Source organism: Streptomyces sp. Ac-502, assembly GCF_045222935.1.
Lineage (GTDB): Bacteria > Actinomycetota > Actinomycetes > Streptomycetales > Streptomycetaceae > Streptomyces > Streptomyces monomycini.
In genome coordinates, this window is record NZ_JBHFFO010000001.1 from 9,375,141 (window position 1) to 9,389,801 (window position 14,661).

The window sequence follows — 14,661 nt, forward strand, 5'->3', positions numbered from 1 at the left end:
CACAGTAGGTTGATCGGGTGGAGGAGTTGGACCGACAAATCGTGGATCTGCTCGTCAAGGACGGGCGGATGAGCTACACCGACCTGGGCAAGGCCACCGGCCTGTCCACTTCGGCGGTGCACCAGCGGGTGCGCCGTCTGGAGCAGCGCGGTGTCATTCGCGGCTATGCCGCCATCGTGGACCCCGAGGCGGTGGGGCTGCCGTTGACCGCGTTCATCTCGGTGAAACCCTTCGACCCCAGCGCCCCGGACGACATCGCCGACCGCCTGGCCGAGGTGCCCGAGCTGGAGGCCTGTCACAGCGTCGCGGGCGACGAGAACTACATCCTGAAGGTGCGGGTGGCCACGCCCCTGGAGCTGGAACACCTGCTGACCCGGATCCGCACGCTGGCCGGGGTCTCCACCCGGACCACGGTCGTGCTCTCCACGCCGTACGAGGCCCGGCCGCCGCGCATCTGACGTCCGCCCGGCGCGCACCGGCACCCGTCCGGCGCACGCCCCGAGTGTCCCGCCCGGCGCACGGTCGGGGCACTCGAAGCGTGCGCCCCGGGCGTGCACCGCGCCCGGGGCGCTCCGGCGCGCGTGCGCCGTGCGTCGAGATCCCGACCCCGCGCGCGGGCCCGCCGCCCGCAGGGGCCAAACTGTCCGCTATGAGTGAGCGCACCCCCGATCCGGCCCGGCCCCGAACCGTCCTGCTGCGCGGCGGAGAGGTCCACAGTCCCGCCGACCCCTTCGCCACCGCCATGGTGGTCGAGGGCGACAGCATCGCCTGGGTGGGCGAGGAGGGAGCCGCCGAATCCTTCGCCGACGGCGTGGACGAGGTCGTCCACCTCGACGGCGCGCTCGTCACCCCGGCGTTCACGGACGCACACGTGCACACGACGGCCACCGGCCTCGCGCTCACCGGCCTGGACCTGTCCGGAGCCCGCACGATCCCCGACGCGCTGGCCCGGGTACGGGAGTACACGGCGGCCCGCCCGGCCGACCGCATCCTCCTGGGACACGGCTGGGACGCCACCGCCTGGCCCGAGGACCGGCCGCCGTCCCGCGCCGAGCTGGACGCGGCCACCGGCGGCCGCCCGCTCTACCTGACCCGGGTCGACGTGCATTCCGCGGTCGTCACCACTGCCCTGCTCGACCTCGTACCCGGCATTCGTGACCTGCCCGGGTTCCACGCCGAGCAGCCGCTGACGGGCGACGCGCACCACGCCGTGCGGGCCGCCGCGTACGCCACGGTCGCCCCCGCCCAGCGCGACGCCGCCCAGGCCGCGGCGCTCGCGCACGCGGCCTCCCGGGGCATCGGGACCCTCCACGAGTGCGCGGGACCCGACATCTCCAGCGAGGACGACCTCACCGCCCTGCTGGCCCGCGCCGCCCGTGAGCCAGGACCGCGCGTAGTCGGCTACTGGGCCGAAACCGTCACCAACGCAAAGGACGCCGACCGGGTCCGCGCCCTTGGCGCGATCGGCGCCGCCGGTGACCTCTTCGCCGACGGCTCCCTCGGCTCGCACACCGCCCACCTGCACGCCCCGTACGCCGACGCCGGCCACACCGGCACCGCCCACCTGGACGCCGCCGCCGTCGCCGCCCACGTCGCGGCCTGCACCGAGGCCGGACTCCAGGCCGGGTTCCACGCCATCGGCGACGCCGCGCTGACCGCCGTCACCGACGGCGTGCGGGCCGCCGCCGACCGCGTCGGCCTGGGCCGGATCCGGGCCGCCCGGCACCGCGTCGAGCACGCCGAGATGCTCACCGGGGCCACCGTCGCGGCCTTCGCCGAGTTCGCCCTCACCGCTTCCGTACAGCCCGCCTTCGACGCGGCCTGGGGCGGCGAGGACGGCATGTACGCCACCCGGCTCGGCGCCGAACGCGCCCGCACCCTCAACCCGTACGCCGCGCTGCTGCGGGCCGGCGTCCCGCTCGCCCTGGGCTCCGACAGCCCCGTCACCCCGCTGGACCCGTGGGGCACCGTACGGGCCGCGGTCTTCCACCGCACCCGCGAGCACGGCATCTCCGCCCGCGCCGCCTTCACCGCGCACACCCGCGGCGGCTGGCGCGCGATCGGCCGCGACGACGCGGGCGTCCTGGTGCCCGGCGCGCCCGCCGACTACGCGGTCTGGCGCACCGGCGACCTCGTCGTACAGGCCCCCGACGAGCGGGTCGAGCGCTGGTCCACCGACCCCCGCTCCGGCACCCCGGGCCTGCCCGACCTGACCCCCGGCCGGGACCTGCCGGACTGCCTGTGGACGGTGGTCGGCGGTCGCACGGTGTACGGACGGCCGAACGAGTGACTTCACGCGGGCGCGTACCACCGCGGGACGCGCCGGTGGGCGCCTGCCCCACCTGGGAGAGCGGGCGCCGGCCTGGGGCGACGCGAAAACCACGCGGTCCGGGCAACTGTTGACAGCGCACGGTCGGCGGCCGGTAGGTTCGGCCGGGTCCACCACAGGACGTCAGACCGGGAGACCGCCGCGCAGTCGTCGAACGCAGCTGGGCCATGGGACGTGTGCCGCACCGGCGCACCGTCACTGGGAGCCAGGTCCAGCACCTGCGGAACGGGGACGACGGAAAGGTTTCGTCCGGATGGGGGTCCCTCCCTGCTCGTCACGAGCCAGGGGGAAGGTGCGACCCGGGTGGGGCCCGGTTGCTCAGTAGACAACGGCTTTCGGTCGACCCGCAGCCAGCGGGTCCCAGGTCGGCCCGAAGGGCACCGGGCCCCGATCCGCACCGCTGGACGGTGCCCGCCCCCGCCGCCCGCCGCGCGCGGGCGGCGCAGCTTATACCCGTCGGCACCCCCGGTCCGCAATCGCGCAACCCCGTTGTACGGTCTGCACACCACCGCATGACCTGCAAGGAAGGCCGCGACCGTGCCCGACACCACCGCACGACCTGCAAGGAAGGCCGGGACCGTGCCATCGGGCTCCGACACCGCCGCACCAGCCGTGCCAGGGCGCGGCCGTCGGTTCGCGGCGCTGGTCCGCCGTGAGGTGCCGCGTACGGCGCTCGCCGTGCTGAGCGGTCTCGCCCTGGCGCTGGCCTTCCCGCCGTACGACCTGTGGCCGCTGTCCCTCGTCGGTGTCGCGGCCCTCGGGCTGCTCACCCGTGGCAGGACGGTCCGTCAGGGTGCCTGGACCGGCTTCGCGTTCGGGCTGCCGTTCTTCTTCATGCTGCTGAAGTGGCTGCACGTCGTCGGCTGGGACGCGGTGTTCGGGCTGGCCCTCGTGCAGGCGCTGTACACGCTCCTGCTCGGTGCGGGCCTCGCCGTCACCTCCCGCGTGGAGTACGCGCCCGTGTGGGCCGCCTGTCTGTGGGTCACCGAGGAGTGGGTCCGCGACCGGGTGCCCTTCGGCGGCTTCCCTTGGGGGCGCCTCGCCTTCGCCAACACCGGCTCGCCCTTCACCCCGCTCGCGGCCCTGGGCGGCGCGCCGCTGGTGACGTTCGCCGTCGCCCTGAGCGGCGCTCTGCTGGCCGCGGCGGCCGCCGTCCTGTGGCGGCTGCGCCGCGGGCCCGGCAGGTCGGTACGGGCGGCCCTGCCCGCCGTGGAGGCCGTCGGCCTGGCCGCCGCGGTCACCGTCTCGGGACTCCTGGTCCCGGTGCACACCGACGCGGACGACCGCGTCGACATCGCCGTCGTCCAGGGCAACGTGCAGCGGCCCGGCATGGACTTCCTCGGCCGACCGATGCAGATCCTGGACAACCACGCCACCGCCACGGAGCAGCTGGCCGCCGACGTGAAGGCGGGCAAGGCCAAGAAGCCGGACCTGGTGATCTGGCCGGAGAACGCCTCGGACCTGGATCCGTTCCGCTACCCGCAGGCGTACGACCGTATCGACGAGGCGGTCAAGGCGATCGGTGTGCCCGTCCTGGTCGGCGCCCTGGTCGACCACCCGGACAAGCCGGGCTACGTCTTCAACCAGGGCATCGTCTGGGACCCCAAGAAGGGCCCCGGCGCCTCGTACACCAAGCAGCACCCGGTGCCGTTCGGCGAGTACGTGCCGTTCCGGGAGCAGCTCAGCAAGATCATCACACGGTTCCAGCGGGTGCCGCGCGACTTCTACCCCGGCGACCACACCGGCGTCCTCGACGTCGGGTCCGCCCGCCTCGGCGACGTCATCTGCTTCGAGGTCGCCTACGACGAGATCGTCCACGACACCGTGAACGCGGGCGCCCGCGCCCTCGTCGTCCAGACCAACAACGCCACCTACGGGCGCACCGGACAGCCCGAGCAGCAGCTCGCCATGTCCAAGCTGCGCGCCGTGGAACACGGCCGTGCCGTGGTCACGGCGGCCACCAGCGGCATCAGCGCGGTGGTGGCCCCGGACGGTACGGTCACCCACAAGATCCCGGAGTTCACCCGGGGGTGCTGCAGGCGAGCCTGCCGCTGCGTGACGAAAAGACCGTGGCCGACCGCGTCGGTGCCCTTCCCGAGTGGGTGCTCGCTATCGTGGGACTTCTGTCCTGCGTGGCCGCGGCAGTGATCGGCCGGCGCGGGCGTACGAAGGACGAGAAGGGGCAGCAGTGACAGACGGCGGTCAGCGGAAGTACGGTCCGCTCGGGACCACCCTGGTGATCATTCCGACCTACAACGAGGCGGAGAACATCAAACCGATCGTCTCGCGGGTACGGACCTCCGTGCCCGAGGCGCACATCCTCGTCGCGGACGACAACAGCCCGGACGGTACGGGCAAGGTCGCGGACGAGCTTGCGGCGGCGGACGATCACGTCCAGGTGCTGCACCGCAAGGGCAAGGAAGGGCTCGGCGCCGCCTACCTGGCGGGCTTCCGCTGGGGCATCGAGCACGGCTTCGGCGTCCTGGTGGAGATGGACGCGGACGGCTCCCACCGCCCCGAGGAGCTGCCGCGGCTGCTCACCGCCCTCAAGGGCGCCGACCTCGTGCTCGGCTCCCGCTGGGTGCCCGGCGGCCGGGTGGTCAACTGGCCCAAGCACCGCGAGTACCTCTCCCGCGGCGGCAGCACGTACTGCCGGGCCATGCTGGACGTGCCGCTGCGCGACGTCACCGGCGGCTACCGGGCCTTCCGCAAGGAGACCCTGGAAGGGCTCGGTCTGGGCGAGGTCTCCTCGCAGGGCTACTGCTTCCAGGTCGACCTGGCGCGCCGTGCCGTCGAGGGTGGCTTCCACGTCGTCGAGGTCCCCATCACCTTCGTCGAGCGCGAGCGCGGCGACAGCAAGATGAGCAAGGACATCGTCGTGGAGGCCCTGTGGCGGGTCACCGGCTGGGGCGTCGGCTCCCGGGTCAACAAGCTCCGCGGGCGCTGAGGGGGCGCCGGGCCCCGGTCGGGCCCGGCCCTCGCCGTCGTAGGCCCGGGGGAGGGCAGTGGGGTGCCTGTCGTTCGCGGGCGCACACGCTAGGCCGGTCGGGCGGAGTGTTCCGGGCCCGGCCGGGCATCATCGCAAGGACCGAGTTTTGCGGTCGCATGATCGGGAAACTCGCGCCATATGGTGCAAATCGGCTACACGATGATGACTGAGCAAGCCGGCCCGCGTGATCTCGTCGACCACGTCGTCCGGGCCGAGGAGACCGGGTTCGACTTCTCGGTGACCTCCGACCACTACGCCCCCTGGCTGGAGTCCCAGGGCCACGCCCCGTACGCCTGGAGCGTGCTGGGCGCCGCGGCGCAGGCCACCTCCCGCATCCCCCTGATGACGTACGTGACCTGCCCGACCGTGCGCTACCACCCGGCGGTCGTCGCGCAGAAGGCCGCGACCATGCAGCTGCTCTCCGGCGGGCGCTTCCGCCTGGGCGTGGGCGCGGGCGAGAACCTCAACGAACACGTCGTCGGACACGGCTGGCCGGGCAAGACCACCCGGCACGAGATGTTCACCGAGGCCCTGGAGATCATCCGGGCGCTCTTCGAGGGCGGCACCGTCAGCTACCACGGCAACCACTTCGACGTGGACTCCGCCAAGCTCTGGGACCTGCCCGACCAGGCCCCGCCGATCGGCGTCGCCGTGTCGGGGGAGCGGTCCTGCGAGATCGCCGGCCGCCTCGGCGACCTGGTCATCGCGACCGAGCCGAAGGGCGAGCTGATCAGCTCCTTCGAGAAGCACGGCGGCCAGGGCAAGCCGCGGGTGGGCCAGCTGCCCATCTGCTACGACCCCGACCGGGACGCCGCGGTACGCCGCGCCCACGACCAGTTCCGCTGGTTCGCCGGCGGCTGGAAGGTCAACTCCGAGCTGCCGGACCCGGCCGGTTTCGCCGGGGCGACCCAGTTCGTCCGGCCGGAGGACGTGGCCGAGACGATTCCCTGCGGCGACAACGTGGACGACTTCGTCGAGGCGGTGCGTCCGTACGCGGAGGCCGGTTTCACGGAGGTCGCCGTGGTCCAGGTCGGCGGCGACCACCAGCGCGAGTTCTTCGACTGGGCGGAGAAGAAGCTGCTGCCCGCGCTGCGGGAGCTGTGACACGGGCTCCGGGCGCGCCGGGAGCCCCGCGGATCCGATGACCGCGGGGCCCCGGCCGCCCGGCAGGGAGCGCCCCCGGGCGCACGGGCCCGCCGCATCAGTCGGCGGGCTCGTCCGGGGTCGGCTCGTCGGTCTGCGTGTCGCGGTCGTGCGCCGCGCCGCGGCGGCCCGTGCCGGAGACGTCGGTGTCGGGCACGTCGGTGTGCTCCGAGCGGTCGTCCCCGTCGTCCGGGCTCCGGCCCTCCCAGGGGTCCGGCGTGCTGCCGTGCGGGTCCGCCTGCTGGTCCGGCAGATCCCGGGGAACGGCGCTGCCGCCCTGCTCCGGTGTCTCGCTGCGCTTGTCCATCGTGTTCGGCCTCCTGGTGAGAGGGGCGGGTAGGGGTTCCGGTACGGGTGCCCGACGGGCGCGGCCACATGCGTTCCGCGGCGATCAGGACCGCACCGGAACGGCCGTGCGCGGGGGTACGAGCGAGAGGAGACGGTGATGACAGCGGTGACGTCGAAGGAACTGGTCATGGTGCTGGACTGTGCCGACCGAAAGGCGCTGGCGGACTTCTGGAGCGAGGTCCTCGGCTACCGGATCACGCGCACCACACCGCCGTACACCGCCCTGACGGACCCGGAGGGCCGCGGCCCCGAGCTGCTGCTCCAGCAGGTGCCCGAGCCCAAGCAGGGCAAGAACCGGATGCACCTGGACCTGCGGGTGCCCGCCATGGAGCCCGCGCTGAGCAGGGTGGTGGCCCTGGGCGCGCGGGTGCTGCGCGGCCCGTTCGACGACGCGGGCTGTCCGACCACGGTCCTCGCGGACCCGGAGGGCAACGAGTTCTGTCTGATCGTCTTCGAGGACGCGTGACGTGCCAGGAGGCCACCCGCGGGCGGGCGCCGCGGCCGGGGCCAGGCACACTTGAACCATGACGTTCGCAGCCACGCCGCCGCCCCGGTCCCGTCCGCCCCAGCGCTCGCGCGCCCGCCGGTTCGTCCCCTTGGGCATCGCCGCCTGGCTGGTGCTGGAGATCTGGCTGCTGACCCTGGTCGCCGACGCCGCGGGCGGCCTGACGGTGCTTCTGCTCCTGCTGGCCGGTGTGGTCGCCGGCGGATACGTGATCAAGCGGGCGGGCCGGCGGGCCTGGAAGAACCTCACGGAGACCATGCAGGCGGGCGGGGACCCCGCGGCCTCCTCGGGCGCGACCGCGAACCCGGGGGAGCGGACCTCCTCGGACAGCGGGAACACGCTGCCCATGCTCGGCGGACTGCTGCTGATGTTCCCCGGCCTGGTCACCGACGTCGCCGGGCTGCTCTGCCTCTTCCCGCCCACCCGCAAACTGCTCCACCGCCGCGCTGAGCGCCTCCTGACCCGCCAGGCGCGCCGTACGCCGGGCTCGCTCGGCGACGCCTTCCAGCAGGCCCGTATGCACCAGCCGGACGGCAAGGTCGTCCAGGGCGAGGTCGTGCGCGAGGATGAAGGGCCCGCCCCGCGGCGTGAGGACCCGCCGCTGACGCGCTGAGCGCGGTAACTGAGAGCGGGACAGGGCGGATTGAGCGCCCGGACGTACTCCGGGTGCGCGATGCGTCACGCCATGTGGCGACGAGGGGGAGTGGACGCAATCCGCAGGGCACCGGGACGCGCGGAAGCCCCGGCCGATCGGGGGGAACCGGCCGGGGCGGTCCGAGGGTGCGGATGCCGATGGCGGTCGCCTCTCGGCGAAAGGCTCCGTGGGGCTTCAGCCGGACGATCGTCCCCACGGGCGAATGGTGAGGCCCGGGGACACTGTCCCACCGGCACCCGCACCCGTTTCAGCGTTCCGGTTGCCCGGATGATTCCGCGGGCGGAAGGTGACCTGACGCACACCCGGGGAGAGGGTGCGGCGGGGCTGTCGGCGGTGGGATGCGGGGCGCGTCGGGCCGGGTGTGTACCGGGTCGGATGTGTACGCGGAACGGGCCGGACGCGGAAGTGGGTCGGACGCGGAAACGGGCCGGGGCCACTGCGTGGTGCAGTGGCCCCGGCCCGTTCGCGCGTCCGTTCGTCAGGCGGACTTGCGATTGTTGTTGTTGTCGCGCGGATGCACGGCAATGTTCATGGTGCCGGAGCGCAGGACGGCCAGCCGTTCGGCCAGCACTTCCTCCAGCTCCTCGCGGGTGCGCCGCTCCATGAGCATGTCCCAGTGCGTACGCGCGGGCTTGCCCTTCTTTTCCTCAGGGCCATCGCCATCCACCAGGAGGGCTTGTGCACCGCAAACCTTGCACTCCCACTCGGATGGAATCTCGGCCTCTACCGAGAACGGCATCTCAAAGCGATGTCCGTTCTCGCATGCGTACTCCACCGCCTGGCGCGGGGCCAGGTCGATGCCGCGGTCGGTCTCGTAGCTGGTCACCACAAGTCGCGTGCCGCGAAGAGCTCGCTCACTCATGAATCGTGCCTCCCGGGCTTGTCGCCCACAGGACAGGTGTCGCTGTCGTCGTCATCCGGTCAACGTCCGGTCGGCGGTGAAGATTCCCGTTCACCGGGAGATGTGCCCACTCGTCGCCCACCACCGCCTGATGGAGGCGCTGCGCGCCGCTGCCTTCCTTCGTGCCGCCCCTTGTTGTACCCACCAATGCCCGGTTTGTCACATCTGGCAGCAGATGTCACCCAGCGCTTTCCATAGTTCAGCGCGCAGTAACGGTCCGCCTGGTGAGCCAAAGGCGTACACTACCGGCCCGCAGCCCCCACGCCTAAATCCGGGTCCCCCTCGACGCGACCGCCCCACTGCGGTAACGGCTCGTCAGGACGGCGCGGACGACCGTTCCGAGGGGCGGGCCTCACTCCGCGGGCCAGGACCCCCGGGCGGTGAGCACCTCCCGCAGCGCGCCGATGTCGTCGGTCATGATCCCGTCGACACCTAGGTCCAGCAGGGCTGCCATCCGCCGCGGATCATTCACCGTCCACACGTGCACCTGTAAACGCCACGCGTGCGCGGCCCGGATCAGCGGCGGATCGACCACGCGGATGCCGGACTGCCGCTCCGGCACCTGCACACACACCGCGTTGCGCCGGACCGCCGCCCCCAGCAGCCGGTCCAGGGGCACACCCCGGCCGTACGAGCGCATCCGCAGCCCCAGCACGCCGCGCGTCCCGAGCGAGGTCGCCAGCCGCGGGCCGGCCAGCCGCTGGGCCCGCGCGACACGGGCCTCCGAGAACGAGCCGACACACACCCGGTCCCAGGCGTCCGTACGGCGCAGCAGGTCCAGCAGCGGCCGGAGCGCCGCCTCCGCCTTGATGTCGACGTTCCAGCGCGCCTGCGGGAACTCCTCCAGCAGCTCCTCGAAGAGCGCCAGTGGCTCCCGTCCCGCCACCCGGGCCCGGCGGACGGCCTGCCAGGGAGCCGGCCGATCGCCCCGCCCCGGTCGGTCACCCGGTCCAGCGTGGCGTCGTGGAAGGCCACGAGCCGGCCGTCCGACGTGGCGTGCACGTCGGTCTCCAGATAGCGGTAGCCGAGCGCCACCGCGCGCCGGAAGGCCGCGGCGGTGTTCTCCAGCCCGTCCGCGGCGCCGCCCCGGTGGGCGAAGGCGAGCGGGGCCGGGTGATCGAGGTAGGGGTGCCGTACGGGGAACCCGCGGGTGGTCAACTGCTGGGAGCGCATTGGCCAGAGGATATACAGGGCGGGCGGGCCGGCCGTCGGCGACCGGCCACGGACACGGCCGGCCTTCGGCGCCGCGCCATGGGGCCGGTGCGACCGCTGCCCGGCCCACCGCCCGCCGTCCTCGGCCTGCTGCCCCCCGCCGCCCTCAGCGCAGCGTCTCACCGGGAAGATCGAGGATCCGCTCCGCCGCGGCCTCCAGCTGGGCGAGGTCGTGCCGGGGGCTCTCCTCCGGCGGGACCGGCCCGGCATAGCTGGACAGGTACGTGTCCAGGACGACGTACGGCACGCCCAGCTCCGCCAGTGCCTCCAGGTCGGCGCGGACCTGGTCGACCGTGCCGTGGCCCGGCAGCCGGGACTCCGCCACCACCGGCCGTTCCGTGAGGTGCAGTGCGATCCGGGGTGTCACCGCGGGCGTCGGCCGGCCGGCCGCCTCCGCCGCGGCCTCCAGGACCGGCAGCCGCTCACGGATCGCGTCCGCGCCCAGGGTGTACGGATGCCAGGCGTCCCCGAACCGCCCGGCCCGGCGCAGCGCGGCGTCGCTGAGGCCGCCGACCCAGACCGGCGGATGCGGGTCGCGGACCGGTCCGGGCCCGGTGGTGATGTCCGTAAAGGCGACGTGCTCGCCCTGGAAGGAGACCACCGGCTGCGTCCAGTGCTCCTTGATGCAGGCGAGGTACTCGTCGGTGATCCGGCCGCGGGACGCGTAGTCGATGCCGAGCGCCGCGTACTCCTGCCGCGACCAGCCGAGGCCCACGCCGAACACCAGCCGTCCGCCGCTGAACCGGTCCAGGTTCGCGGTCACGCGTGCGGTCTGCAGCGGGTGGCGGTACGGGAGGACCACGACCGTCGTGCCCAGCTCGATGGTGCTGGTCCGGCCCGCGAGCCAGGCCAGCGTGGTGAACGGGTCGTAGAACGGCGGCGGGAAGGCGCCCGCGACCTCCGGGGGCAGCGTCACATGGTCGGAGATCATCGCCAGGTGGTAGCCCAGCTCCTCGGCGCCGCGCACCCACGTCTCGATGCTTTCGGGGGTGGTGCCCTCCCCGTAGTTGAGGACGTTGATCCCGATCTTCACTGTCGCTCCCCTCGGTTGCTGCACCCCTCGTCGCCGGGCAGCAAAAGGCCAGGTCAGAGGGGTGATTGAGAGGGTGAGCGTAACAGTTGGCGCGGTCGGGGGCGGGGGTGTGAGGTGATAAATCGGTACAAGGGTAAGGGAGTTGCCCTCGGAGGGGCGGCGAGGGGGCGGGAGCCCGAGGGGCGGGGATTCAGGAGAGCGGCGCGGGCGCGGAGGCGGGAGCCGGCTCGGACGACGCCACCACGCGCCCGCGCTGCCCGCCGATCGTGAAGAAGCGCAGCGAGAACTGGGCCAGCGGCCCGATGGCCAGCGCGTACAGCACGGTGCCCACGCCCACCGAGCCCCCGAGGAGGAAGCCGACGGTGAGCACGGCGACCTCGATGCACGTCCTTACGAGCCGCAGCGGCCGCCCCGTACGGCGGTGCAGGCCGGTCATCAGCCCGTCCCGCGGACCGGGCCCGAAGCGGGCGGAGATGTAGAGCCCCGTCGCCATGCCGTTCAGCAGGATCGCGAAGGCGAGCAAGGGGATGCGGACGGCGAGCGCGGTGATCTCCGGTACGAGGGTGAGCGTCGCGTCCATCACCAGGCCGAGCAGTACGGCGTTGGAGACCGTCCCGAGTCCGGGACGCTGCCGCAGCGGGATCCACAGCAGCAGGATCAGCGCGCCCGAGACGATCGTGACGGTGCCGATCGACAGGCCGACGTGCCCGGAGATGCCCTGGTTGAGGACGCTCCACGGCTCCAGGCCGAGCCCGGCGCGCAGCTGCAGGCCCATGCTGAGGCCGTACAGGACCAGTCCGGTGTAGAGGTGGACGAGACGGCGCGGCAGCCGCCGGGCGGGCGTGGGGTCCGCGTGGCGTCCGGACGGCGCGTCCCCCTCGCTGTCGCTTGCGCCCTCCACGGCGCCGGACCTCCGTGTGCTGAACAAGACCTTCCCCCTCCTGGCATGATTGGACTGGCGCGTGACACTCTGTGGCTCGGAGATGATCAGTTTCCAGGGCCAATCCGGGAAAGGTGGACTGCTTACAATGGCGCAGTGGACTTCAGCAGTGGGGGCGTCGCAACTCGCCCGGCTGCTCCGGTCGCAGGACACCCGCGACGCCGTGGCGCCGGCCGGCCGCCGCATCCCCGCCTACCGCGGCCTCTCGGACGGCGTCCGCCTCCTCGTCCTGGAAGGCCGGGTTCCGGTCGCCGCCCGCCTCCCGGCCGAACGCGAACTGGCCGCCGCGCTGTCCGTCAGCCGCACCACCGTCGCCGCGGCCTACGAAGCGCTGCGTGCCGAAGGCTTCCTGGAGTCCCGCCGCGGCTCCGGCAGCTGGACCGCCGTCCCCGCGGGCAACCCGCTGCCCACCCGCGGCCTGGAACCGCTGCCCCCGGAGGCGGCCGGCTCCATGATCGACCTCGGCTGCGCGGCCCTCCCGGCCCCCGAGCCCTGGCTGACGCGCGGCGTGCAGGGCGCCATGGAACACCTCCCGCTGTACGCACATACCCACGGCGACTACCCGGCCGGCCTCCCGGCCCTGCGCCAGGCGCTCGCCGACCGCTACACCGCCCGCGGCATCCCCACGATGCCCGAACAGATCATGGTCACCACCGGCGCCATGGGCGCGGTGGCCGCCCTCTGCCGGCAGATCACCCGGCCCGGCGAACGGGTCGCGGTCGACTCCCCGTCGTACGCCAACATCCTCCAGCTGATGCGCGACGCCGGCGCCCGGCTCGTCCCCGTCGCCCTCACCGACCGCCTCGCCGGCTGGGACATCCCGGCCTGGCGCCAGGTCATGCGGGACGCCGCGCCCCGGATGGCGTACGTCGTCGCCGACTTCCACAACCCGACCGGCACCCTCGCCACCGAGGACCAGCGCCGCCGCCTGGTGGACGCCGCCCGCGCCGCCGGTACGGTCCTCGTCGTCGACGAGACCATGGCCGAACTCCGCCTGGACGACGTCGAGATGCCGCGGCCCGTCTGCGCCTTCGACCCGGCGGGCAGCAACGTCATCACGGTCGGCTCCGTCAGCAAGGCGTTCTGGGCGGGGATGCGCATCGGCTGGGTCCGGGCCGCCCCCGACCTCATCCGCAGCCTCGTCGCCGCCCGCGCCTTCGCCGACCTCGGCTCGCCGGTCCTCGAACAGCTCGCCATCGTCTCGCTCCTGGAGGGCGACGGCTGGGAGCAGGCCGTGCGGATCCGCCGCGACCAGGCCCGCGAGAACCGCGACGCGATCGTCGCGGCGCTCCGCCGCCACCTGCCCGACTGGGAGTTCAGCGTGCCGGCCGGCGGTCTCACCCTGTGGGCCCGGACCGGCGGCCTGTCCGGCTCGCGGATCGCGGAGGCGGGGGAGCGGCTCGGCGTACGGGTGCCCTCGGGGCCGCGGTTCGGCGTGGACGGCGCGTTCGAAGGGTTCGTCCGGTTGCCCTTCACCGTCAGCGGAGCCGTGGCCGACGAGGCCGCGTCCCGGCTGGCCGCCGCCGCTCGGCACGTGGCGTCCGGGACGGCCGCCGGAGAGGTGGAGACGCCGCACAGCTTCGTGGCGTGAGGGGGCGCGTGCACGGTCCCAGGGTGTGGTCAGTGGTCACCTCGTGCCGGTACGCCGGTCCGTAGCCACTGGCCGAGGGTGGCGAAGTCCGCCTCCACGAGGCCTCGTCGGGCATCCACGTGATGGAGGAGGGCCCGCCCCGGATGGTGTGCCGCCACGAACGTCCGGTCGGCGTCGGTGATCTCGTCGTCGACCCAGGCGAACGGACGCCCGGCGGCCCAGTCGACAAGGACGCGGGTCTTCCAGTGCACCCGCCCCGCTCCGTCCTCGTCGGACGGCTCCGGCCAACTCACCACCGGGAGTTCCGGCAGGCCGAGCCACGGTGCGACGCAGTCGTTCGCGTCGGACATCCACGTCGTGGCCCACACCAGCGCGCACGGCAGGGCCGACAGCCGTGGGCCGTGGGCCGGATCGATCCTGCTGATCAGCGGATTCGAGCCGGCTCCCCGGGGCTGCCGCCGTCCCGGGCCGTACGTCGGATACCCGCCGGGAAGCTGTTGCGGGGACGCCCCGAAGGGGATGAGGGGGCCGTCGACGTCGAGGAAGAGGAGGGGAAGCCGGGGGCCGATCATGAGGGAACGGTACCGGGACCGCTTCGGCTCCCGTCGGGGCACGGGCGGCCCGGGACGGTGCACCGCGTGGCCCAGCAGGCTCGTGACCATGGACGCGACCTGACGTTACTGATCATCCTGGGCTTCTTCGCCGCGGCTCTGGGCGGCTGCGCGTGGCCGGCCGTGCACATCCGCCGCCGGGGCCTCGCCGGCGGGGCCATGAGCGGGGCCCTGGCCTCGTACGAGGAGGCGTTCCGCGTCACGGCTCACGAGTCGCACCTGGAGATCCGGGCCCAGGCGGAACGTACGGCACCGGCCCTGTCGCCTGACGGCCACTGGGGACGGAGCCCCGGCGGGAGCGGACCGGCGGGCGCGGCGGAGGGCCGGTCGTACCAGCGGCGTCCGCACCGCGTACGGCGGGGAGCCGGCCGCTGGGCGGCGCGGCTGAGGCGCGGTCGCTGACC

Annotated in this window: 13 protein-coding genes and 2 pseudogenes; 9 read left to right on the forward strand and 6 right to left on the reverse strand. The window is 73.4% G+C overall.

Features of this window, described 5'->3' with window-relative positions; all coding sequences use genetic code 11:
* Nucleotides 1-17: 17 nt before the first annotated feature.
* From ACEXOX_RS42680 to ACEXOX_RS42700, 5 genes and pseudogenes are all read left to right on the forward strand, one after another.
* Nucleotides 18-458 (forward strand): Lrp/AsnC family transcriptional regulator, encoded by a 441-nt coding sequence (locus tag ACEXOX_RS42680; protein ID WP_026170119.1) that lies wholly within the window; start codon nucleotides 18-20, stop codon nucleotides 456-458.
* Nucleotides 459-649: 191 nt separating this feature from the next.
* Complete coding sequence (locus ACEXOX_RS42685) at nucleotides 650-2,290, forward strand: amidohydrolase (protein ID WP_406526000.1); 1,641 nt, start codon at nucleotides 650-652, stop codon at nucleotides 2,288-2,290.
* 618 nt (nucleotides 2,291-2,908) lie between these two features.
* Nucleotides 2,909-4,521, forward strand: a pseudogene (gene lnt / locus ACEXOX_RS42690) (apolipoprotein N-acyltransferase).
* Entirely contained in the window at nucleotides 4,518-5,276 is a 759-nt protein-coding gene (locus ACEXOX_RS42695) for a polyprenol monophosphomannose synthase (RefSeq protein WP_406526001.1), read from the forward strand. Before lnt ends, ACEXOX_RS42695 begins: the two are co-directional and overlap by 4 nt.
* Nucleotides 5,277-5,456: 180 nt before the next feature.
* Nucleotides 5,457-6,422 carry an LLM class F420-dependent oxidoreductase gene (locus ACEXOX_RS42700; RefSeq protein WP_406526002.1) on the forward strand — a complete coding sequence of 322 codons (966 nt, stop codon included), beginning with the start codon at nucleotides 5,457-5,459 and terminating at the stop codon, nucleotides 6,420-6,422.
* Between the two features lie 97 nt (nucleotides 6,423-6,519).
* Here ACEXOX_RS42700 and ACEXOX_RS42705 read toward each other — a convergent pair whose 3' ends face one another.
* A complete protein-coding gene (locus tag ACEXOX_RS42705) occupies nucleotides 6,520-6,768 on the reverse strand; it encodes a hypothetical protein (protein WP_406526003.1) in 249 nt (82 codons plus the stop codon).
* Between the two features lie 138 nt (nucleotides 6,769-6,906).
* On the opposite strand from ACEXOX_RS42705, the gene ACEXOX_RS42710 reads away from it, so the two are divergent.
* Both ACEXOX_RS42710 and fxsA read left to right on the forward strand, forming a co-directional pair.
* On the forward strand, nucleotides 6,907-7,275 hold the full coding sequence (locus ACEXOX_RS42710) for a VOC family protein (RefSeq protein WP_406526004.1): 369 nt from the start codon (nucleotides 6,907-6,909) through the stop codon (nucleotides 7,273-7,275).
* Nucleotides 7,276-7,333: 58 nt separating this feature from the next.
* Entirely contained in the window at nucleotides 7,334-7,927 is a 594-nt protein-coding gene (fxsA, locus tag ACEXOX_RS42715; RefSeq protein WP_406526005.1) for an FxsA family membrane protein, read from the forward strand.
* 520 nt (nucleotides 7,928-8,447) lie between these two features.
* On the opposite strand, the gene ACEXOX_RS42720 is transcribed toward fxsA, so the two are convergent.
* The 4 genes and pseudogenes from ACEXOX_RS42720 to ACEXOX_RS42735 all read right to left on the reverse strand — a co-directional run bounded on the left by ACEXOX_RS42720 (nucleotide 8,448) and on the right by ACEXOX_RS42735 (nucleotide 12,016).
* The gene (locus ACEXOX_RS42720; protein ID WP_030019614.1) at nucleotides 8,448-8,831 is read right to left on the reverse strand and encodes an RNA polymerase-binding protein RbpA; all 384 of its coding nucleotides are present in this window, start codon (nucleotides 8,829-8,831) and stop codon (nucleotides 8,448-8,450) included.
* A gap of 391 nt (nucleotides 8,832-9,222) precedes the next feature.
* A pseudogene (locus ACEXOX_RS42725) lies at nucleotides 9,223-10,043 on the reverse strand (glycerophosphodiester phosphodiesterase family protein).
* Between the two features lie 145 nt (nucleotides 10,044-10,188).
* Nucleotides 10,189-11,115 (reverse strand): LLM class F420-dependent oxidoreductase, encoded by a 927-nt coding sequence (locus ACEXOX_RS42730; protein WP_406526006.1) that lies wholly within the window; start codon nucleotides 11,113-11,115, stop codon nucleotides 10,189-10,191.
* A 190-nt stretch (nucleotides 11,116-11,305) separates the two neighbouring features.
* On the reverse strand, nucleotides 11,306-12,016 hold the full coding sequence (locus ACEXOX_RS42735) for a YitT family protein (RefSeq protein WP_406526007.1): 711 nt from the start codon (nucleotides 12,014-12,016) through the stop codon (nucleotides 11,306-11,308).
* Nucleotides 12,017-12,143: 127 nt separating this feature from the next.
* Between ACEXOX_RS42735 and ACEXOX_RS42740 the strand changes: the two genes are divergently transcribed.
* A complete protein-coding gene (locus tag ACEXOX_RS42740) occupies nucleotides 12,144-13,646 on the forward strand; it encodes a PLP-dependent aminotransferase family protein (RefSeq protein WP_406526008.1) in 1,503 nt (500 codons plus the stop codon).
* Between the two features lie 29 nt (nucleotides 13,647-13,675).
* Here the strand turns inward: ACEXOX_RS42740 and ACEXOX_RS42745 are convergent, their stop codons facing one another.
* Entirely contained in the window at nucleotides 13,676-14,218 is a 543-nt protein-coding gene (locus ACEXOX_RS42745; protein ID WP_406526009.1) for a hypothetical protein, read from the reverse strand.
* Between the two features lie 66 nt (nucleotides 14,219-14,284).
* On the opposite strand from ACEXOX_RS42745, the gene ACEXOX_RS42750 reads away from it, so the two are divergent.
* Nucleotides 14,285-14,659, forward strand: coding sequence for a hypothetical protein (locus ACEXOX_RS42750; RefSeq protein WP_406526010.1), 375 nt, complete (start codon nucleotides 14,285-14,287; stop codon nucleotides 14,657-14,659).
* The last annotated feature ends 2 nt before the right edge of the window (nucleotides 14,660-14,661 follow it).

Coding starts and splice junctions, on each gene's coding strand:
- ACEXOX_RS42685 (WP_406526000.1), top strand. CDS start 650: ATGAGTGAGCGCACCCCCGATCCGGCCCGGCCCCGAACCGTCCTGCTG.
- ACEXOX_RS42700 (WP_406526002.1), top strand. CDS start 5,457: ATGGTGCAAATCGGCTACACGATGATGACTGAGCAAGCCGGCCCGCGT.
- ACEXOX_RS42705 (WP_406526003.1), bottom strand. CDS start 6,768: ATGGACAAGCGCAGCGAGACACCGGAGCAGGGCGGCAGCGCCGTTCCC.
- ACEXOX_RS42710 (WP_406526004.1), top strand. CDS start 6,907: ATGACAGCGGTGACGTCGAAGGAACTGGTCATGGTGCTGGACTGTGCC.
- fxsA (WP_406526005.1), top strand. CDS start 7,334: ATGACGTTCGCAGCCACGCCGCCGCCCCGGTCCCGTCCGCCCCAGCGC.
- ACEXOX_RS42720 (WP_030019614.1), bottom strand. CDS start 8,831: ATGAGTGAGCGAGCTCTTCGCGGCACGCGACTTGTGGTGACCAGCTAC.
- ACEXOX_RS42740 (WP_406526008.1), top strand. CDS start 12,144: ATGGCGCAGTGGACTTCAGCAGTGGGGGCGTCGCAACTCGCCCGGCTG.
- ACEXOX_RS42745 (WP_406526009.1), bottom strand. CDS start 14,218: ATGATCGGCCCCCGGCTTCCCCTCCTCTTCCTCGACGTCGACGGCCCC.